Source organism: Gloeocapsopsis crepidinum LEGE 06123 (genome assembly GCF_015207655.1).
GTDB classification, from domain to species: Bacteria; Cyanobacteriota; Cyanobacteriia; order Cyanobacteriales; family Chroococcidiopsidaceae; genus Gloeocapsopsis; species Gloeocapsopsis crepidinum.
This window is the reverse complement of sequence record NZ_JADEWN010000032.1, coordinates 14,242-29,184: the sequence shown is the minus strand read 5'-3', so window position 1 is coordinate 29,184 and position 14,943 is coordinate 14,242. Positions and strand designations below refer to the sequence as shown.

The following is a 14,943-nucleotide window of genomic DNA, read 5'->3' as shown; positions in this document are numbered from 1 at the left end:
CAGTATTTTCTGACGAGCAAGTTATGGCTTTTTTAGCTTAAGCTTATTTGTAGGTGATGCGATCGCTATTTCAAACTCTATATTTTTTTCCGCAAAAACTGAAATCAGTAAATAGATACCAAAAATAGAGCTACATCTACTTGATGAAGTCAAAGCAATAGTGAAGAAGTCTAGATGGCACTGGATACGACAAGTTCGCAGTTTTTCTTGGCGCATACTACATGTCAGAGGAACTCCGCGATACATTGCACGAGGTTTAGCTGCTGGCGTATTTGCTGGATTATTTCCCTTATTTGGGCTGCAAACCATCGTGGGAGTAGCATTAGCAACTTTACTAAAGGGTAACAAGCTAATGGCAGCAGCAGGTACCTGGATCAGTAACCCGCTGACTTATGTGCCAATTTTGCTGTTTAATTTTCAGACTGGACGTTGGCTGCTCAATTTTGATTTAACATTTACTACTGAAGCAATAGCAGATTGGCAGACATTTGTAGAGGTAGGTACTGAGTTTATAGTTGCACTATTTACTGGCTGCTTTGTTGTTGGGTTACTCTGTGCGATCGCTTGTTATTTTGTTTCCATACCTCTAATCCGCTATTTACGTCGTCACACAATCAACCAACAGCTGAGACAAAAAATACGTCAAGAGCAATTATCTTTTGGTGCTAAAAGTCTTCCCCTAAAAAAAACTAATCAAAAGCACGTAAATAAATAAATTAACTTAATAGCTATAACAAATTCATTTTATTAGTTACTAATTAAAATAATTTTAATTCTATCAAGTAGAGTAGATTGACTGTATTAGATTGTAAATATGTGGTATGTATCTTGTCTGTTCATTAATTGAGATATATTTACTACATATAGCAAACTTCTATTACTTTTATTACTGTAATTAATCAAGAACGAGGTCTTTAAATTAACTCGATATCGGTTCATTCTGAAAAATCTCTCTGACTACACCAGTTACTACTTCACCTAGTTTTAGATGTTCATTTGCATCAAAATGAATTCCATCTATATTACTTGAAGTGATATATTTTGCTGCATCTAAAAAAGCACATTTGGAGCTTTGAGCAACTGCTTCGTAAAGTCTACCAAACTCTTTTGACTTAGTTTCAGCTCCTCTGAACATTCTACCATAATCTCCTAGTTCCTTTATTGGTGGTGGTGCTATTAATAACACTGTTGGGGCAGTACCATGAGTTCCTGTTTTACTGCGTTGAACAATTTTCACTAAAACTCCAGCACTTTTAGCAATATTCAATGCAGAAGCTGCAAAACGATGTTTCAAATCGTTAGTACCTAGCATAATAATGACTAGAGCAATTGGCTTGTGCGAACTTAAGCAAGGAATCAAATACTCTTTACCACTGGTATAACGCTCAAACATATCTTTGCGGAGAGTGGTTCGTCCGCATAATCCTTCTTCAATCACGTGATATTCGTTACCTAAGTGACATTGCAAAACCCCAGTCCATCTGATATTACGAGGAAAACGTTGCTGTGTAATAGGGTTCCATCCCCAAGTATTCGAGTCGCCAAAACACAAAATAGTCTTCATCCAATTGGTTAAGATTTAGCACGTTTTTGTTATTAGTTCATTTTTAAGTATTGTGATGCCCATAAATTGAACACATATAAATTGCAACCTGCTAGACATACATAAGACATCAACGTTAAATTCTGTAATTCGTCTATTTTTAGACAAAAACTATGTGTGTGTTATTGCTCAAACATACAATTTTAGCAAATAAAGCTCTTGATTTCTCTTACTGTGCACAGTTTTAAAAATCTGTCAAGTTAGGAGATCCTAATTGCTGTTTCCTCTGCTAAATGTTAGATATTGGCAAAAGTCAGCCAAAAACGTACAAAGTTTCTCATTAAATATATCCAAAGGTGGTTGAGGAGTGACTATGAAAACAACTCATGCTCAGCGCGATCCTTCCCAATTGAGAGCAATTTCTTTAGTACCTTTGCTAGCAGGTATGGCTGTAGTTGGAAGTGGTTTCGCTGTCTGCAATGCCGAGACGGTTGATGCGAACACTACTGCTGTTGAACCTGTTGCACATGAAGCATCTGTAGACCAGTCTAAATCTAGCAATGGTTTAGTAGAGAGAATTCAAAGTCAACAAACACGAACGCTGGCTACCCTAACACCAGGAAATGTACCTGCTCCTGGAACAACTGCGACTTCATCTGCTCCTCTAACAGAGTCACCAGTTGCATCTCAGACAACAGAAAGCACGTCTTTAGAAAATTCCAAGGTTGCTCAAATCCTTATTGATCCTGGTCAACCAACAATTGGTGGCTCTAGCTATATAGGTGTTGCTGGTAACATTGGTTTGAGTGATAATGGCAGCACTGCCCTAGGCGGTGGTAATTTTGCAATCATTAGCAAAATTGGTTTAACAAACACTCTATCAACACGTCCTTCTGTTGTGCTAGGGGACAATGCAGTTATTTTAGTTCCTGTTACTTACGACTTCTCATTTCAGCCTGTAGGTGCTTTCACAGATCCCTTGCCGATCGCTCCTTACGTAGGCGGAGGTGTAGCAATTTCCACAGGTGAAGATAGCACTTTTGGAGCTGTGTTAACAGGTGGCGTAGACGTTCCTATTACCTCTCAACTCACAGCAACAGCGGCGCTTAATGTGGCGTTTGTTGATAACACCGATCTTGGACTCTTCATTGGAGTTGGTTATAACTTCGGCGGATTGGGCCTTTAAATAACACAAGGGCGCAGGGGTGCAGAGAAAACGGGGAATTATAAATTATGAGTGTTGAGTTATGAGTTTAAGAGAGTTGAGAATTCTAATACCTCTGGCACGCTGCGTTTTCCAAAACTCAAAACTTTTAGAGTGTTGAGTTAAGAAAATTCTTTTTATTCAAAACTCAAAATTCAAAACTAGTCACTAGTCACTCACCACTCACTATTTCCCCGCCTCTAACTTACTTCGGGTTAACTTTGTCTGTGACTGCTAATTCTCCATCGTCATTGACCGTCCAAACATCATAAACGCCGACGACATCACCATTTTGATCGACATCGACATTACCACTCGCACCTTGGTAGTTAATGTCTTGACCTTCACGGAGTAATCTTAACCCTTCACAAACATCACTAACTTCGGTTCCAGGTGCATTTGCTACTTCACGAATTTTGCTTGCAATTCCTTCACCCGTGTTAGCTTGAGCAGATTGCGCTGCGAGAACGAGGAGTGCAGTAGCGTCCCAAGCTTGAGGAACATACTCTCCAGGAGGTCCACCTTCTTTTGATTGCCATAGCTGCGTAAGCGCTTGTAAAGCTTGACCGTCAGCACCTGGCACTGTGCCGATCGCTCCCGATACAATATATTTGCCATCACTCGATTTACCTACTTTTGTAGGGAAGCCCGCCGACTTCACACCATCAGTCAGCATAACTTGTACTCCCTGACTAACGCCCTGCTGATAAGCTGACTTGAGGAGTAAACTACCCGTTTCTTCATAAAGTACTGCAACTACAGCATCAGGATCGCCATTAAAAGCTGCCGCAGCTTCAGTTTCAAAGGTTGTTGCTTTGGGATCGTAGCGCGTCGGGTTCGCTTCATTCACAACAGTCCCGCCGAGTTGCTTAAAGGCTTGAACAAATGCGCGTTCAAAACCGACGCCATAGTCATTATTAATTACTACAGTAGCAACTCGCTTAAATCCTCTTTGATTTGCCAGTTGGGCTAAGGCTAGCGCTTGGTAGGTATCTGGTGGAGCAGTACGTGCCCAGTAGCCTTGAAACTCACCTTTACTCGCTCGTTCTGTAAATACCGGACTAGTACTACCAGGAGAAATTAACATCACTTTGTTGCGTACTGCAATCGGAACAGCAGCACTCGAAACACTACTAGCGAAAGATCCAACGACACCAGCAACTCGATCAACTTCAGCGAGTTTTGTCATTGCTGCTGCACCAGCACGCGGATCAGTTTGATCGTCTTGTGCAATGAGTGTCACGGGCTTGCCATTAACTCCACCACATGCATTAACAGTTTCGACAACTAAAGGGACAGAATCTACCATCTGCTGTCCAATTGCAGCTAAGTCTCCAGTAGATGGTAATAACGAACCAATCTTGAGTCCATCATTACTGCTAGTTGCAGTTGTGGTTGTCGCTGCTGGAGAAGCGCTATTCGCTCCTGGATTGTTCGCAGGAGGAGTATTTTCACAAGCCGCTAACAAAAAACCAGCACCCAAGGCAGTCAAGGTAATCACTAAGGTACTAGGTTTTATTTGCCATTGAGGTCGATATAGACTTCTCACAGCATCAATTCTTTTCATCTGCTCACTCCTGTGCTTATGCAGTCGTATCTTCTCTACGATTAGGGAATGAGCTTGATTGTACGGCAACCATTGAAATAATTAGAGTGAGAAATTGTTAAGTCTTCACTCAAAATTCGCAGTTTGATAACTTAGATAACGGAGAGGGAGGGATTTGAACCCTCGAAGGATGTTGACATCCTTAACGGATTAGCAATCCGCTATATAAGAGAAAAGTCTTGCTGTATCGTTTATATAGCAAGACTTTTCAGTTAGTACTTGCAAGTATTTATTCCAAAATTATTCCAAATGCTAGAAAAGGATCTGCGATACCCTGCACAAAGAATTAAGCAAAAGCAAGAAGCCGATTTAGTACACCAAGTTATTGCTGAAGAAATAGATCAAGCTAATCAATTTCTAAAAGCGCAAGGCATTAAGGTTCGCCTAATGCGAAATGCCAACAGCATTCAACTGACGGCAACACTACCAGCTCGACCAGGAGACAAACCCACAAGTAAGCGAGGAACAAAGCAATATCGCATCTCTCACCTAAAATGCTTTGCTTCCCTCGAAGGTATCAAAAAAGCCCTTAAGGAAGCGATTCACTTAGATGAGTTAATGCGATCGCATCGCTTTTCCTGGGAAGATTACACCCCACAAAACGAAGCGATTGCCCTACCGCAAACATGGAGGGAATGCGTTGAACTCTTTGAGCAAAATTATTGGACCACTAGATCTAAAAACCGCAAATCTCTGTGTACTTGGGATAAATCCTATGCAGACTTATTTAAGAAGCTAGATTTAGATGCCAAAATTAACGATCAATCAATCCTGACAGCAATCAAAAAGACACAAGCACATACAGTCACCAGAAACAATCTAATTCGAGTACTCAAAGCAGTCTGCAAATCAATTAAATATGAATTCGATTTCACTCCTTATGCTTGTCCTCCTTCTAAAATTAAGCGTAAAGAACGCAAGATTCCTAGTGATGAAGAAATTATCCAAGCTTGGGAAACTATGCCAGATGAGTCTACAAAATGGGTGTTTGGGATGTTAGCAACTTACGGACTCAGGCCAGAAGAAATATTTATTAATCCGCATTTTGAAGAGTATGCGCATTCAAGCAATACACTACATATCTTTCGCGTTGATTCTGATTGCAAAACAGGAGAAAGAAAGGTACTGCCCCTAAAACCTGAATGGGTAGAATTATTTGATTTAAAAAATATCAGTCCTCTCCAAACAAGAGCCAAGAATATTGAAACTATTGTTAGTTGGGTAAACAAAAAGTTCCGCAAATCACCACACTGGAAAAGAGGAGCTTACGACCTAAGACACGGATATGCAATCAGAGGACACAAGTATGGTATCCCGATTGCAGACATGGCCAGATACATGGGGCATGATGTAGAAACTCATGTTAAGGAATACCAACGCTGGATAGGCATTGACACAATGATCGAAGTTTATTTAGAAGCAACACACGCCAATCACAAATCAAGAAAGGCATTGATTACTGAGAATGCCTTGCTAACAGTTGAAAACAAAAGGCTAAGAGAACAAATAACTAAATTAGAACAAGATATTAAGTTTACAGAAATACAGCCTTAATTGCAAAAAAATGATTATAATATTATTAAGCAGATACAGGTATTGTAACAAGTAACTAGACTCTTATAACTCCTTGTAAGAGTCTTTTTTTATTTAAGGAGGAAAGATGTACACATTAAACAATGGATTGCCACCGTACTGGATGCAAGAAAGTAGCGGCAAGTTAGCAGGAGCGATAGAAACATATATTAATCATCGATCAGAACCTGATCAGCCTGCACCAACTTTTAATCAAATCATACTGATTCAGTATTATTTAAAATTGTGGATAAATGCCCCTTGCTATTTAAATTCTCCAGGATTTGAATCAGAAAAAGCAGCACTTAGAAGGTCAGTAGATGAAATTGATTCGGTTGCAGATATCAATAAATGGTTGGATGCTGCATTAGAGATAGGTATCGATCCACTTTAGAGGATGCAATAAAAAACCCCACTATTACAGTGAGGCAGTAGCTCCATGCTTGACTAAAAAGGAGAGTGTGTGAAAGTCGTCGCTTCTATAACCCAGTTAGTAGATCGCTCGGTCTACCCCAAACCGAACCAACTATTTAATAAGGTTTAACGAGCGATCCGCCGCTATTATAGCCATAGGTTTTGAAAAAGGCGATCGCTATGTCATATACCGATGATTACATCACAGCAGAAGACTGCACCAATACAGCTAGATCGCTTTTTGATCAACAGAATACAAAAGATGCTGTGTTGTGTTTGATAGTTGCACTTGAAAAAGAAGGCAAACAAGTTAATGCGATATCTGTTTACCAAAAATGTTTAGACCTTAAAATTGAGGTTAAGTTTGGAAAAATCGTTAACGCATTTTTTGAATTAATTGAAAACAACGAAATTGCTCAATTAAAGTGGTGACAAACTCAAATCATGACAGCTGTAGATTTTGGAAATGGCGATCGCTGCAAATGAAAATCACTAAAATAGATCGACTCATGACAGGGATAGCTGTAATTCGTGGATACGATCCGAATGCGGAATTATCAGCACACATTGATGTAATTCATTTTGGAACTTACAGCACTATTAAAGATGAAATGACAACCTTTGATAAGCTTCGTTTAGAAACATACGGATGGTGCATAATTGACGACCGCTGGACACTATTTGTATGACCAAGCTCAAAGAATCCTATACAACAATCTGGATAGCCATAGCATTTACAATCGCTTGCAAAGAACTCGCTCGACATACTGGCGTCGCTGCTACAGAATGGGCAAAAGAAATAAGGCGACGAGCTTATGAAAAATTAAATAAATTATCAGATAAAAAACTAGTAGAATACATAACTGAAAATTTTGACTACGATTGATGCTTACAGAAGAAACGCTAGAGGCATTATCTTTAATAGAACGAAGAATAGTGCGCCTCATTTACGCTGATTACAATGCTGCTGAAATTGCTGTAAAAATGGGCTATTCAGTGCCTAATATTCACTACCACTTAAAAAAGGTTTACCGTAAATTCGGTGTCAGTAATAAAAGAGAATTACGCGCTTACTTACACGATCAACCCAAGCCAAAACAAAAAAGCTATCAGTCTTGCGTAGTTAACGCTGCTTTAGCACCAGACCATTACAGAGATACATTGTTTTACAAGCAAAAGCGAGTGCGTATTTGCAACGCTGTCTATCAACTCAAATTTAGATGCGATAGTGTCTGGATTAGCTCAAAACGCGAATGGCAAAAAGAACTAGATAATATCATTGCTGTAGTTCTTCAAGAATTAAGCTAAAAAGTTGTTTTTAGGCAGCTTCTTTTGCCTTCATAGGTGCTGTATAAACTACACTCAACGGTACTTGCTGTATTTTTTGATGTGCTAAATCTGCCATCCATTTACGAAACACATCCCAGTGATCTTGTATTGGCAGCACAATACAACCAGCACTGCCTGGCACATTCGCATCAAAATGTATGCCAAAATCGCCCCTCGTAGTTTTTTCGTCCACACGTACGCTAAAAGGTGCGATCGCGTAAAAACTTCCCTCCACGCCTTTAACGTGTGGTAGCCAAAGCCTTTGAGTCGATACGCTCCAAGTAGTAGGCTCAATTGCTTTACTTGGAGGCAATGGACCACGCCCTTTCAACTTCCAAGAACCAGAATACTGAAACCCAGAACAGCCGCTTGTCGCTTGTAATCTGATACCCGCTCTACTGGAATTGGATTTAAGTAATAAAAAACCTTTAGCGAGTGCTTTAGTGCTAGCTAAAGGTAAAGATAAGTGAAATTCAATGGATGGATTCATTATCGTTTATCAGTAAGTACAGCGCCAAGTTTCTGAGCAATTGGATCTGTATTTATTCCTAATGCTCCTGCGATTAAAAGCATTGATGGTAGTAGTAAAGCTAGAGGCACATCTCTAGTTTTAAGCTCTAATCCGTTACCTTTTGTATATTGAAGATCTACAGATTGCCAAGCGAGTAATGCAGTAATTGAAATAGAAAATAAAAAGCAATATCCTTTACTTAATTTCGTCATGCGATTTGGGCAATTCATTGGGCAAGAAAAGTCTTTATTTATATCCATAAGATTAGCCTGAATTTAAAGTATCTATTTTGCTTTCGATTCTTGCTAATCCTGCTTCTAGATCGCCAATAGATCCGGAGTATTTCCAAACCTCTAAATACATCTGTTTATGCCACCGAGCAAGATTAATTTCAATTAATACTTGCGAAGTATTGTAATTGTTAAAACGAAACAAATTGAGACGATTCAATCCAATGCGTTTCCTACTGTTTTCTACAACTGATACGAATTCAGTAGTAGAGCTAGGCGTAATGAGCAACTGAGATGATACACTTCCTGCTAAGTACCAACTCGGTTTAGCCAAGCTATTTTTAGCCCCGATCATGATTATCGAGCTATCAACGACAGTAGTAATTGGTGGAATAGGGATAAATTGATCGCCATCTGCTGTTGCGGGTTGTGCGTTGTAGGTTCTTCTTAAAACTGGGTCCCAGTTTAGAGTATTGGTGAAATCCCACATTCACGCGCCCAAATATCTAAAGTTTGTATCTAATATTTCTCGATAATCATCAACATCAGCACCGTAATATTCAGCTATTTGGAAAGTTTCATCTAAGCTAATAATGCCATCGCAAAAATCCAAAACAGCACCATTAGCTTGAGTCACTTTTTGAATTAAATCATTATTTTCATCTTGGGATTCCTGGCCAACAGGAATCCATAAAAGCATAGATTCCTTTAAGTCCATAATTAAGCTCTGTACTTTTCGGGAGTGAAAGTGATCAAAGCTGGTTTAGGGGTGGGAAATGCAGCAAAAATTGCTTCCTGTTTCGCCCCTTCAGTGTCGGTCGATGCAGTTTTTCCAAATGGCGCTAAAAAGCCTTCATCTCCTGCTGTAAAAGCACTTTTATACTTTCTGCCCGTAATCCGGCTAGTTCTAGGATCTGAAGTTTCTGAAGCTCCTGTTCGCCAATAAACATAAGCTGGCTTGTAACTTCTAAATCTATATCCGCTTTTAGAACCTAATACTTCATGACCACACGCAGTTTTTACATTTGCAGGTAAAGCTGCAGCTGTACGTCGTGTCATTTGTACTTTAGCCAATACATCAGTTGCTAAAATTACAGCGAAAGGAAGTAAATAAACCGGATCTTTTTTTCTCCCAGTTGTTCTAGTTGATGTTGCTGGTAAATCATGCGCACTACTACTAGGATTTATCTTCCATTGCCAGTATCTAGCTAATTCTAGATCAGCAGAGTTAGCAGGATTGCCACCACTGGCTAAAATCGCAATTGCACGCTTTTCTAAATCCGAAAATGGTTTTGGCATAAATTGATTTCTATACTACGTGTTAACGAATCAAGTATGGCATTGAAATTCTGCTGGGCTAATGGATGGAAAGTATAGCTTTCCTTGCTTGCTAGTTGACAAGTGAATCTGGAGTGTAGTAACTCCGACTATACAAATAAACAGGAGCGCCCCATTCAGCGATAGTAGCGTAGGCATAGCGAAATCTAACGTTAGTCATTGGACGACGGCGCGGCTTAGGCTTTCTTTTTCCTAATATTGTTTGAGTACCTGGATTGTATGGGAATGCTTCTAATTCATCATCTACTTCTGATACTGATAGAGCTTTACTTTCTAAACTATGACCATTCATTGAAAGTATTTCTCTAATTAAATCTTTTCCAGTCGCTAAATCTCTAGCTAATAATTGAAACTGATAACCCTGTGTTTTTTTCTTGTAGTAAACAAGTTTTCTACCTTTTCTGAAAATATACCCGCCACCTGTGCCGAAATTAGCTTTAATCTTATTAGCAATTGTTGTTAATTCTGTTTTTGTAATCGTCTGATTTGTTTCATTTACTAGCCTCCAACTAGTCTCCATCTCTACGGGTTTATAGCCAGCTTCTACATCATCTAAATCTTCTCTAAAAACTAAAGTAATTTTAGGCTTGTAAGTAACGCTTGCATCAATTTCATCTAGCAAAGATCCAGCAACAATCGGAAATTGATCGCGAGTATAAGTAGTGTACTGACTAAACAATTGATTTCGCGCAATAGTTAACAGTAATGAATCATCTTCTCTATGCAAGCAAGCTTTTAATAGCGCTTGTCGAGGTGTCGTTAGATCTAAATCATTTTCGAGTGAAATAACATCTTTAAAGTATTCACGAATTATCCTATTTGCAACTCTTTTAGTTGTATCTTGTAGCTGTTCTTGAGGTGTAAAGTTATCAGGTTCCGGCATCTTCTGATTCTCCTTCTCCTCTAAATACTGTTTCTATGCCCTCTGGTGCTTTACTGGCTATTTTACCCGCTGCTACAGCTTGCTTAACAGGTTCATTATCTTCTCTATCTTTAGGTGTGAACTCTTTCAAATTATTCTCAAATTGTTGCTTCTGTTCTTGCAATTCTCCGAATTCTGATTGAATATTCTGCACCTCTCCTAATACACCCGTTAGGCTACTTGCAGCATCATCTAATGAATCAATACCTTCACGCATTCTGTCTACTTTCAGCGCCCAAGCATTAGTTGCTGTTACTCGTTCTGGCATCCATTTATAAGCATTCTCCCCAACTACTCGAAAGCGTTTTAATGCGTTGCCAATTTTACCTGTATTTTCAGCTGTCCATTCTAAAATCTCTCTCCCTGAATCAAATAGACTGCGTACTGTCCACATAATTTGAGAAGCGCTAGCAAGGATATTATTAGCTTTAATCCAGCTTGTCTTTATTCCTGCCCAAACTTCCGCCCCAAGAATTGATTCAAAGAATGCATTAGTTTGTTTGCTCAGTATTTCGTTAACATCAATAGTGCCTCCGTTCTCGTCTTTGATTCCAACTACAGTTAAAGCTTGGCTTGTCAAATCACCTAATGTTTGACCAAGATTACGCGATAGCATTGCAGCATTGTGCAAAGAAACGATTAAAGTTAGTGCGTTTAAAACTTTATCTAGGTGAATTGATTTAGCGAATTTCTCCAAGAATGTTTTAATTGCAGCTAGTCTCCCAATAATACTTACTGTATTAGCTAAGATAATTGGAATTAATGGCTGCATAAAAGTCAGGATTGCTAAAGCAGCAATTAAATAGTTAAGAATACTCCTTAATTGATTATTTACATTTTGGATAAAGGTATTTAGCTTGTTAATTAGGTCATTTATTTGATTGATTACAATACTAAATTGATTAACTAAGTTGTTTATTTGACCAACAAAACCATTAATAATTCTTTGGATTCCTTTAATAATATCTTGAATGCTACCCAGCAAAGTAGTTTGTTGATTATTAATGGTAGTAAGATTATCAATCTTTTGGCTAACAGCATCTAACTTTTGATTGCTTACCTCATTCACTTTCTCTTGTGCCTTGATTGTATTTTGCAGTTGTTGAATTGTAGGTGATTGTTGAATTGCTGCATTGACATTTTGTGTAGGTTGTTGAATATTAACTGTATTTTGGATCTGTTGGATTACTGGTGATTGTTGAATAGTTTGATTAACAATTTGAGGTATGACAACTTGCTGTTGTCTAATTTGTTCTGCTCTAGCTTGTTCTGCTGTAATTCCTGTTGACTGCCGAACGGTTGTATTAATGAAGCGTGTTAGCTCTGCTTCGCTTCTTGTTATTCCAGTAGATGGTGTAGTTGTGAGACCAGTTTTAGGCTGCTGATTAAGCGCTTGAGCTGCTTGATTAGATGCTTTTTGTGCTGTGGATCTGATTGATGAGATTTGTTCAAGTGCAGCGTCTGCTGTGCGTTGTGCTGTGGCTGTACTAGATCTGATTGCAGGTAGTGCATTCACCGCGTCACTAGCTTTAGAGTTAGCAGCGTCTGCTGTGCGTTGTGCTGTGGCTGTACTAGATTTGATTGCAGGTAGTGCATTCACCGCGTCACTAGCTTTAGAGTTAGCAGCGTCTGCTGTGCGTTGTGCTTGTGTTGCTTCACCTCTAGCGCGATTAGCTGTAGCTACGCCATCATTAGCTGTTTGCTGTGCTGCGTAAGCAGATGCTCTTACTCCCACTAGCTCATAGGCTGTTTGTTTGGATCTACTCAGTGCGTCATCGGCAGTACGCTGTGCAGCACGCGCTAGATTTATGCCGCGATGCGCAGCTGATAAATTATCAGATAGCGCTTGTCTTTGTGCATCCAGTTCGCGATCTTGCGCATCTAATCTAGGGAATACAACGCGCAATGTAGCATACAGTGCGTAAAGCCCTGCAACTGCTCCAATTAAATTAAATAAAGGCAGTATTCTTTGAGCTAAATTCCCTAATCTAGATCCTAATTGATTGATTTTTGAGAGTAATCCCCCCATCTTTTGATCGAGCTTCACATACTTACTGCCAAGCTCGCCTAATTTTTTACTTTGATCGATGACATTACGCCCTAATTTATCTGTCGCTACCTTGGCATTATTGGCTACTTTTGATGCTACATTAACCCTTGACCCTAATTGATTAGTTGTATATCTTAGCCCGTCCAAACTATTTCCTAATACGTTGACTTTTCCACCTAAAAGATTCACTTTACTTTGCACTGCACCAAATGCAGCTAGTGGGGCATACTTGGCAAATTCTGGTAGCAGTGCGCTTTTAGAGAGATTAACTGATTTCTGAATAATTGCCTGCTCATTGACGCGCGGGATAGAATCAATCTTTCTTTCTAATCGGGCGATCGCCGCATATATTTCACTACAATCTGCCATATTAAGCCCTTACTACTATATTATTAATTTTCCCTGCTACATCTTTACAAGGTAAACAACAATAGCCAGGATACTCCTTACATTTACAGCGAATTGTGTCTTCAGGACAATCGCCACATTGAACTGTGAAGGTAGCGGGACAATCGCCTTGATCTTGAAATATAATTAATCCTTTGTGTTTGATTTCTATATAACAACGAGATGTTAGTGGATTAGGACATTTTAAATCAGGAAGTATAGTAAGAGTATCAAGAGCTATACTAGGTCCTGATAGTTCTTTTGTCGATGAATTTCTATTAAAATCAAACCTATCACAAAACCAAGGAGAAATGGCAGGATATGCATAATTTTCAATAGGGTAAAAAGCATAATCATGAACTATCCACGTAACCCAATTTCTATTATTAGGACTGTAAAAATTAATTCCAAACCCTTCGTTTTTAAATGAGTTTGTAGCTGCTACTCTTTTTTGATAAGCTGTAACTTCTATAGGTGTTTTATCGGTTTCATAAACTTGCTTAGCAGTGCTGCCTAGTTTATAAGTAACAATAGCTTTGTTATGGCCAGAACAGTACATAAATCAATCCATTATATTGTTAGGTGTGATTGGCTCACTAGCATTTTGAGATTCATAATTAATAAATTTTACTAAAGCATATAATTTAACAACAAAAATATTCAGGATAATTGAATAATCTTGAAGTTTAATAAATTGAGTTTTCCAATATTCAACTACTACGCTGGATAGTAGCGAGTTTGACTCGTATTCTTTAATTTGAAGTAGCAAGGCTATTAAAAGTGATTCTGCTGTATTATTGGCATTTGCTGTTAGTGCTGCTAAATCAGCCTTGTTGATGTATAAATAATTGTTGTCTTGTTTCGCGTTAACTCCAAAAAAACGCGAAAAAGTTGATAGATAATCTTGGTAAATTCCCTGATTTGTAAATTCAAAATAATTAGTGCTTAAACTTGTTTGATTTACTTGTGCAAAACCATTAGTAATTTGTGTTGAAGTTATCACAACACTTTGCTTGGGGAAGCTAAAACCTCTACTCTCTTGACCTGAGAAAATAGCCATTAACTAATCCTTACTGCTAAGCCTCCTACCGACGGATCGATAATTAGATACTGTTTGCTATCGCCTGGAATTTGCAGCGTATCATAACGAGTAGTTCCTGAAGCAGCAACCATAACTAGATCGTCTGAGGTTCTGCCACTAATTCCTCGATTTGATTGCGTATACAAGATAATTCCAGGAAGCATATCACGTCGGTTTGTTTGATTATTTGCACTTCCCATTCTACTGATGTTTAAACTGGTATCATGACTGCTATTACCATAAGGATTATTTGTAGTCGATCGACAAGTTGCAAAAGTATTCCCTATGGGAATAAAACAATAATTCCATGCCTCTAAATTCCACCAACTAGGCTTATTTTCAGGCGATATCGATCCAAGTGCGATCGCCGTTGAGCCTTGCGTTAGCATTACTATATTTAATTCAGGCGTGGCATTAAGTGCCACAAAATCAACTTGGTTGTTTGTTGCAATTGCAGAATAAGTTACTTCAGAACTGGCGTCAGTTCCTGTTTTATTTGATGTATTCCATGTTGCTAAAATCTGCTGCCCAATTACTAAGCTTGACGTTAAGCGAATTCTTAAGTAAGTAGTACCATAGGTTTTTGATGGATCGAGTGTTATTGCATAAACAACGATGCGATCTGTGCCGCTTGTGTAATCATCAAACGGAGTTACAAAACCTGCATTCTGAAAAGCTTGTTTAATAGCATTAAACAAGCTTAGTTGCGTGATTGATGGTGCAACAAAGCTATCAGTACGTATTGCGATCGCCATA

General features: G+C 38.8%; 20 protein-coding genes. 8 read left to right on the top strand and 12 right to left on the bottom strand.

Going from position 1 to position 14,943, the window contains the following annotated elements; genetic code table 11:
* Window positions 1-160: 160 nt before the first annotated feature.
* Complete coding sequence (locus tag IQ230_RS13880) at window positions 161-715, top strand: DUF2062 domain-containing protein (protein ID WP_322742413.1); 555 nt, start codon at window positions 161-163, stop codon at window positions 713-715.
* A 204-nt stretch (window positions 716-919) separates the two neighbouring features.
* Here the strand turns inward: IQ230_RS13880 and IQ230_RS13875 are convergent, their stop codons facing one another.
* Window positions 920-1,564: an SGNH/GDSL hydrolase family protein gene (locus IQ230_RS13875; protein WP_193932560.1), complete on the bottom strand. Its 645-nt coding sequence runs from the start codon at window positions 1,562-1,564 to the stop codon at window positions 920-922.
* A gap of 352 nt (window positions 1,565-1,916) precedes the next feature.
* On the opposite strand from IQ230_RS13875, the gene IQ230_RS13870 reads away from it, so the two are divergent.
* Window positions 1,917-2,729 (top strand): hypothetical protein, encoded by an 813-nt coding sequence (locus IQ230_RS13870; protein WP_193932559.1) that lies wholly within the window; start codon window positions 1,917-1,919, stop codon window positions 2,727-2,729.
* A 223-nt stretch (window positions 2,730-2,952) separates the two neighbouring features.
* Here IQ230_RS13870 and IQ230_RS13865 read toward each other — a convergent pair whose 3' ends face one another.
* Window positions 2,953-4,314 carry an ABC transporter substrate-binding protein gene (locus IQ230_RS13865; RefSeq protein ID WP_228054905.1) on the bottom strand — a complete coding sequence of 454 codons (1,362 nt, stop codon included), beginning with the start codon at window positions 4,312-4,314 and terminating at the stop codon, window positions 2,953-2,955.
* A gap of 288 nt (window positions 4,315-4,602) precedes the next feature.
* Here IQ230_RS13865 and IQ230_RS13860 point away from each other — a divergent pair, with 288 nt between their 5' ends.
* From IQ230_RS13860 to IQ230_RS13835, 6 genes are all read left to right on the top strand, one after another.
* Window positions 4,603-5,907 carry a site-specific integrase gene (locus tag IQ230_RS13860; protein ID WP_193932558.1) on the top strand — a complete coding sequence of 435 codons (1,305 nt, stop codon included), beginning with the start codon at window positions 4,603-4,605 and terminating at the stop codon, window positions 5,905-5,907.
* Window positions 5,908-6,013: 106 nt separating this feature from the next.
* Window positions 6,014-6,319, top strand: coding sequence for a hypothetical protein (locus tag IQ230_RS13855; protein WP_193932557.1), 306 nt, complete (start codon window positions 6,014-6,016; stop codon window positions 6,317-6,319).
* Window positions 6,320-6,519: 200 nt separating this feature from the next.
* Window positions 6,520-6,771 carry a hypothetical protein gene (locus tag IQ230_RS13850; protein WP_193932556.1) on the top strand — a complete coding sequence of 84 codons (252 nt, stop codon included), beginning with the start codon at window positions 6,520-6,522 and terminating at the stop codon, window positions 6,769-6,771.
* Window positions 6,768-7,028, top strand: coding sequence for a hypothetical protein (locus IQ230_RS13845; RefSeq protein ID WP_193932555.1), 261 nt, complete (start codon window positions 6,768-6,770; stop codon window positions 7,026-7,028). Before IQ230_RS13850 ends, IQ230_RS13845 begins: the two co-directional genes overlap by 4 nt.
* The gene (locus IQ230_RS13840) at window positions 7,025-7,225 is read left to right on the top strand and encodes a hypothetical protein (RefSeq protein WP_193932554.1); all 201 of its coding nucleotides are present in this window, start codon (window positions 7,025-7,027) and stop codon (window positions 7,223-7,225) included. Before IQ230_RS13845 ends, IQ230_RS13840 begins: the two co-directional genes overlap by 4 nt.
* Entirely contained in the window at window positions 7,225-7,647 is a 423-nt protein-coding gene (locus tag IQ230_RS13835) for a helix-turn-helix transcriptional regulator (RefSeq protein ID WP_193932553.1), read from the top strand. Before IQ230_RS13840 ends, IQ230_RS13835 begins: the two co-directional genes overlap by 1 nt.
* A 10-nt stretch (window positions 7,648-7,657) precedes the next feature.
* Here IQ230_RS13835 and IQ230_RS13830 read toward each other — a convergent pair whose 3' ends face one another.
* From IQ230_RS13830 to IQ230_RS13785, 10 genes are all read right to left on the bottom strand, one after another.
* Window positions 7,658-8,158, bottom strand: a complete 501-nt coding sequence (locus IQ230_RS13830; protein WP_193932552.1) for a hypothetical protein — start codon at window positions 8,156-8,158, stop codon at window positions 7,658-7,660.
* The gene (locus IQ230_RS13825) at window positions 8,158-8,439 is read right to left on the bottom strand and encodes a hypothetical protein (RefSeq protein ID WP_193932551.1); all 282 of its coding nucleotides are present in this window, start codon (window positions 8,437-8,439) and stop codon (window positions 8,158-8,160) included. Before IQ230_RS13825 ends, IQ230_RS13830 begins: the two co-directional genes overlap by 1 nt.
* A 4-nt stretch (window positions 8,440-8,443) precedes the next feature.
* Entirely contained in the window at window positions 8,444-8,899 is a 456-nt protein-coding gene (locus IQ230_RS13820; protein WP_193932550.1) for a hypothetical protein, read from the bottom strand.
* Window positions 8,900-9,127, bottom strand: coding sequence for a hypothetical protein (locus IQ230_RS13815; protein ID WP_193932549.1), 228 nt, complete (start codon window positions 9,125-9,127; stop codon window positions 8,900-8,902).
* Window positions 9,128-9,129: 2 nt separating this feature from the next.
* Entirely contained in the window at window positions 9,130-9,708 is a 579-nt protein-coding gene (locus IQ230_RS13810) for a hypothetical protein (protein WP_193932548.1), read from the bottom strand.
* A gap of 91 nt (window positions 9,709-9,799) precedes the next feature.
* On the bottom strand, window positions 9,800-10,630 hold the full coding sequence (locus IQ230_RS13805; protein WP_193932547.1) for a hypothetical protein: 831 nt from the start codon (window positions 10,628-10,630) through the stop codon (window positions 9,800-9,802).
* Entirely contained in the window at window positions 10,617-13,088 is a 2,472-nt protein-coding gene (locus IQ230_RS13800) for a hypothetical protein (RefSeq protein WP_193932546.1), read from the bottom strand. The genes IQ230_RS13805 and IQ230_RS13800 overlap by 14 nt, the downstream gene beginning before the upstream one ends.
* 1 nt (window position 13,089) lies before the next feature.
* The gene (locus IQ230_RS13795; protein WP_193932545.1) at window positions 13,090-13,665 is read right to left on the bottom strand and encodes a hypothetical protein; all 576 of its coding nucleotides are present in this window, start codon (window positions 13,663-13,665) and stop codon (window positions 13,090-13,092) included.
* A gap of 3 nt (window positions 13,666-13,668) precedes the next feature.
* On the bottom strand, window positions 13,669-14,166 hold the full coding sequence (locus IQ230_RS13790) for a hypothetical protein (protein WP_193932544.1): 498 nt from the start codon (window positions 14,164-14,166) through the stop codon (window positions 13,669-13,671).
* The gene (locus IQ230_RS13785) at window positions 14,166-14,942 is read right to left on the bottom strand and encodes a hypothetical protein (RefSeq protein ID WP_193932543.1); all 777 of its coding nucleotides are present in this window, start codon (window positions 14,940-14,942) and stop codon (window positions 14,166-14,168) included. Before IQ230_RS13785 ends, IQ230_RS13790 begins: the two co-directional genes overlap by 1 nt.
* Between the last annotated feature and the right edge of the window lies 1 nt (window position 14,943).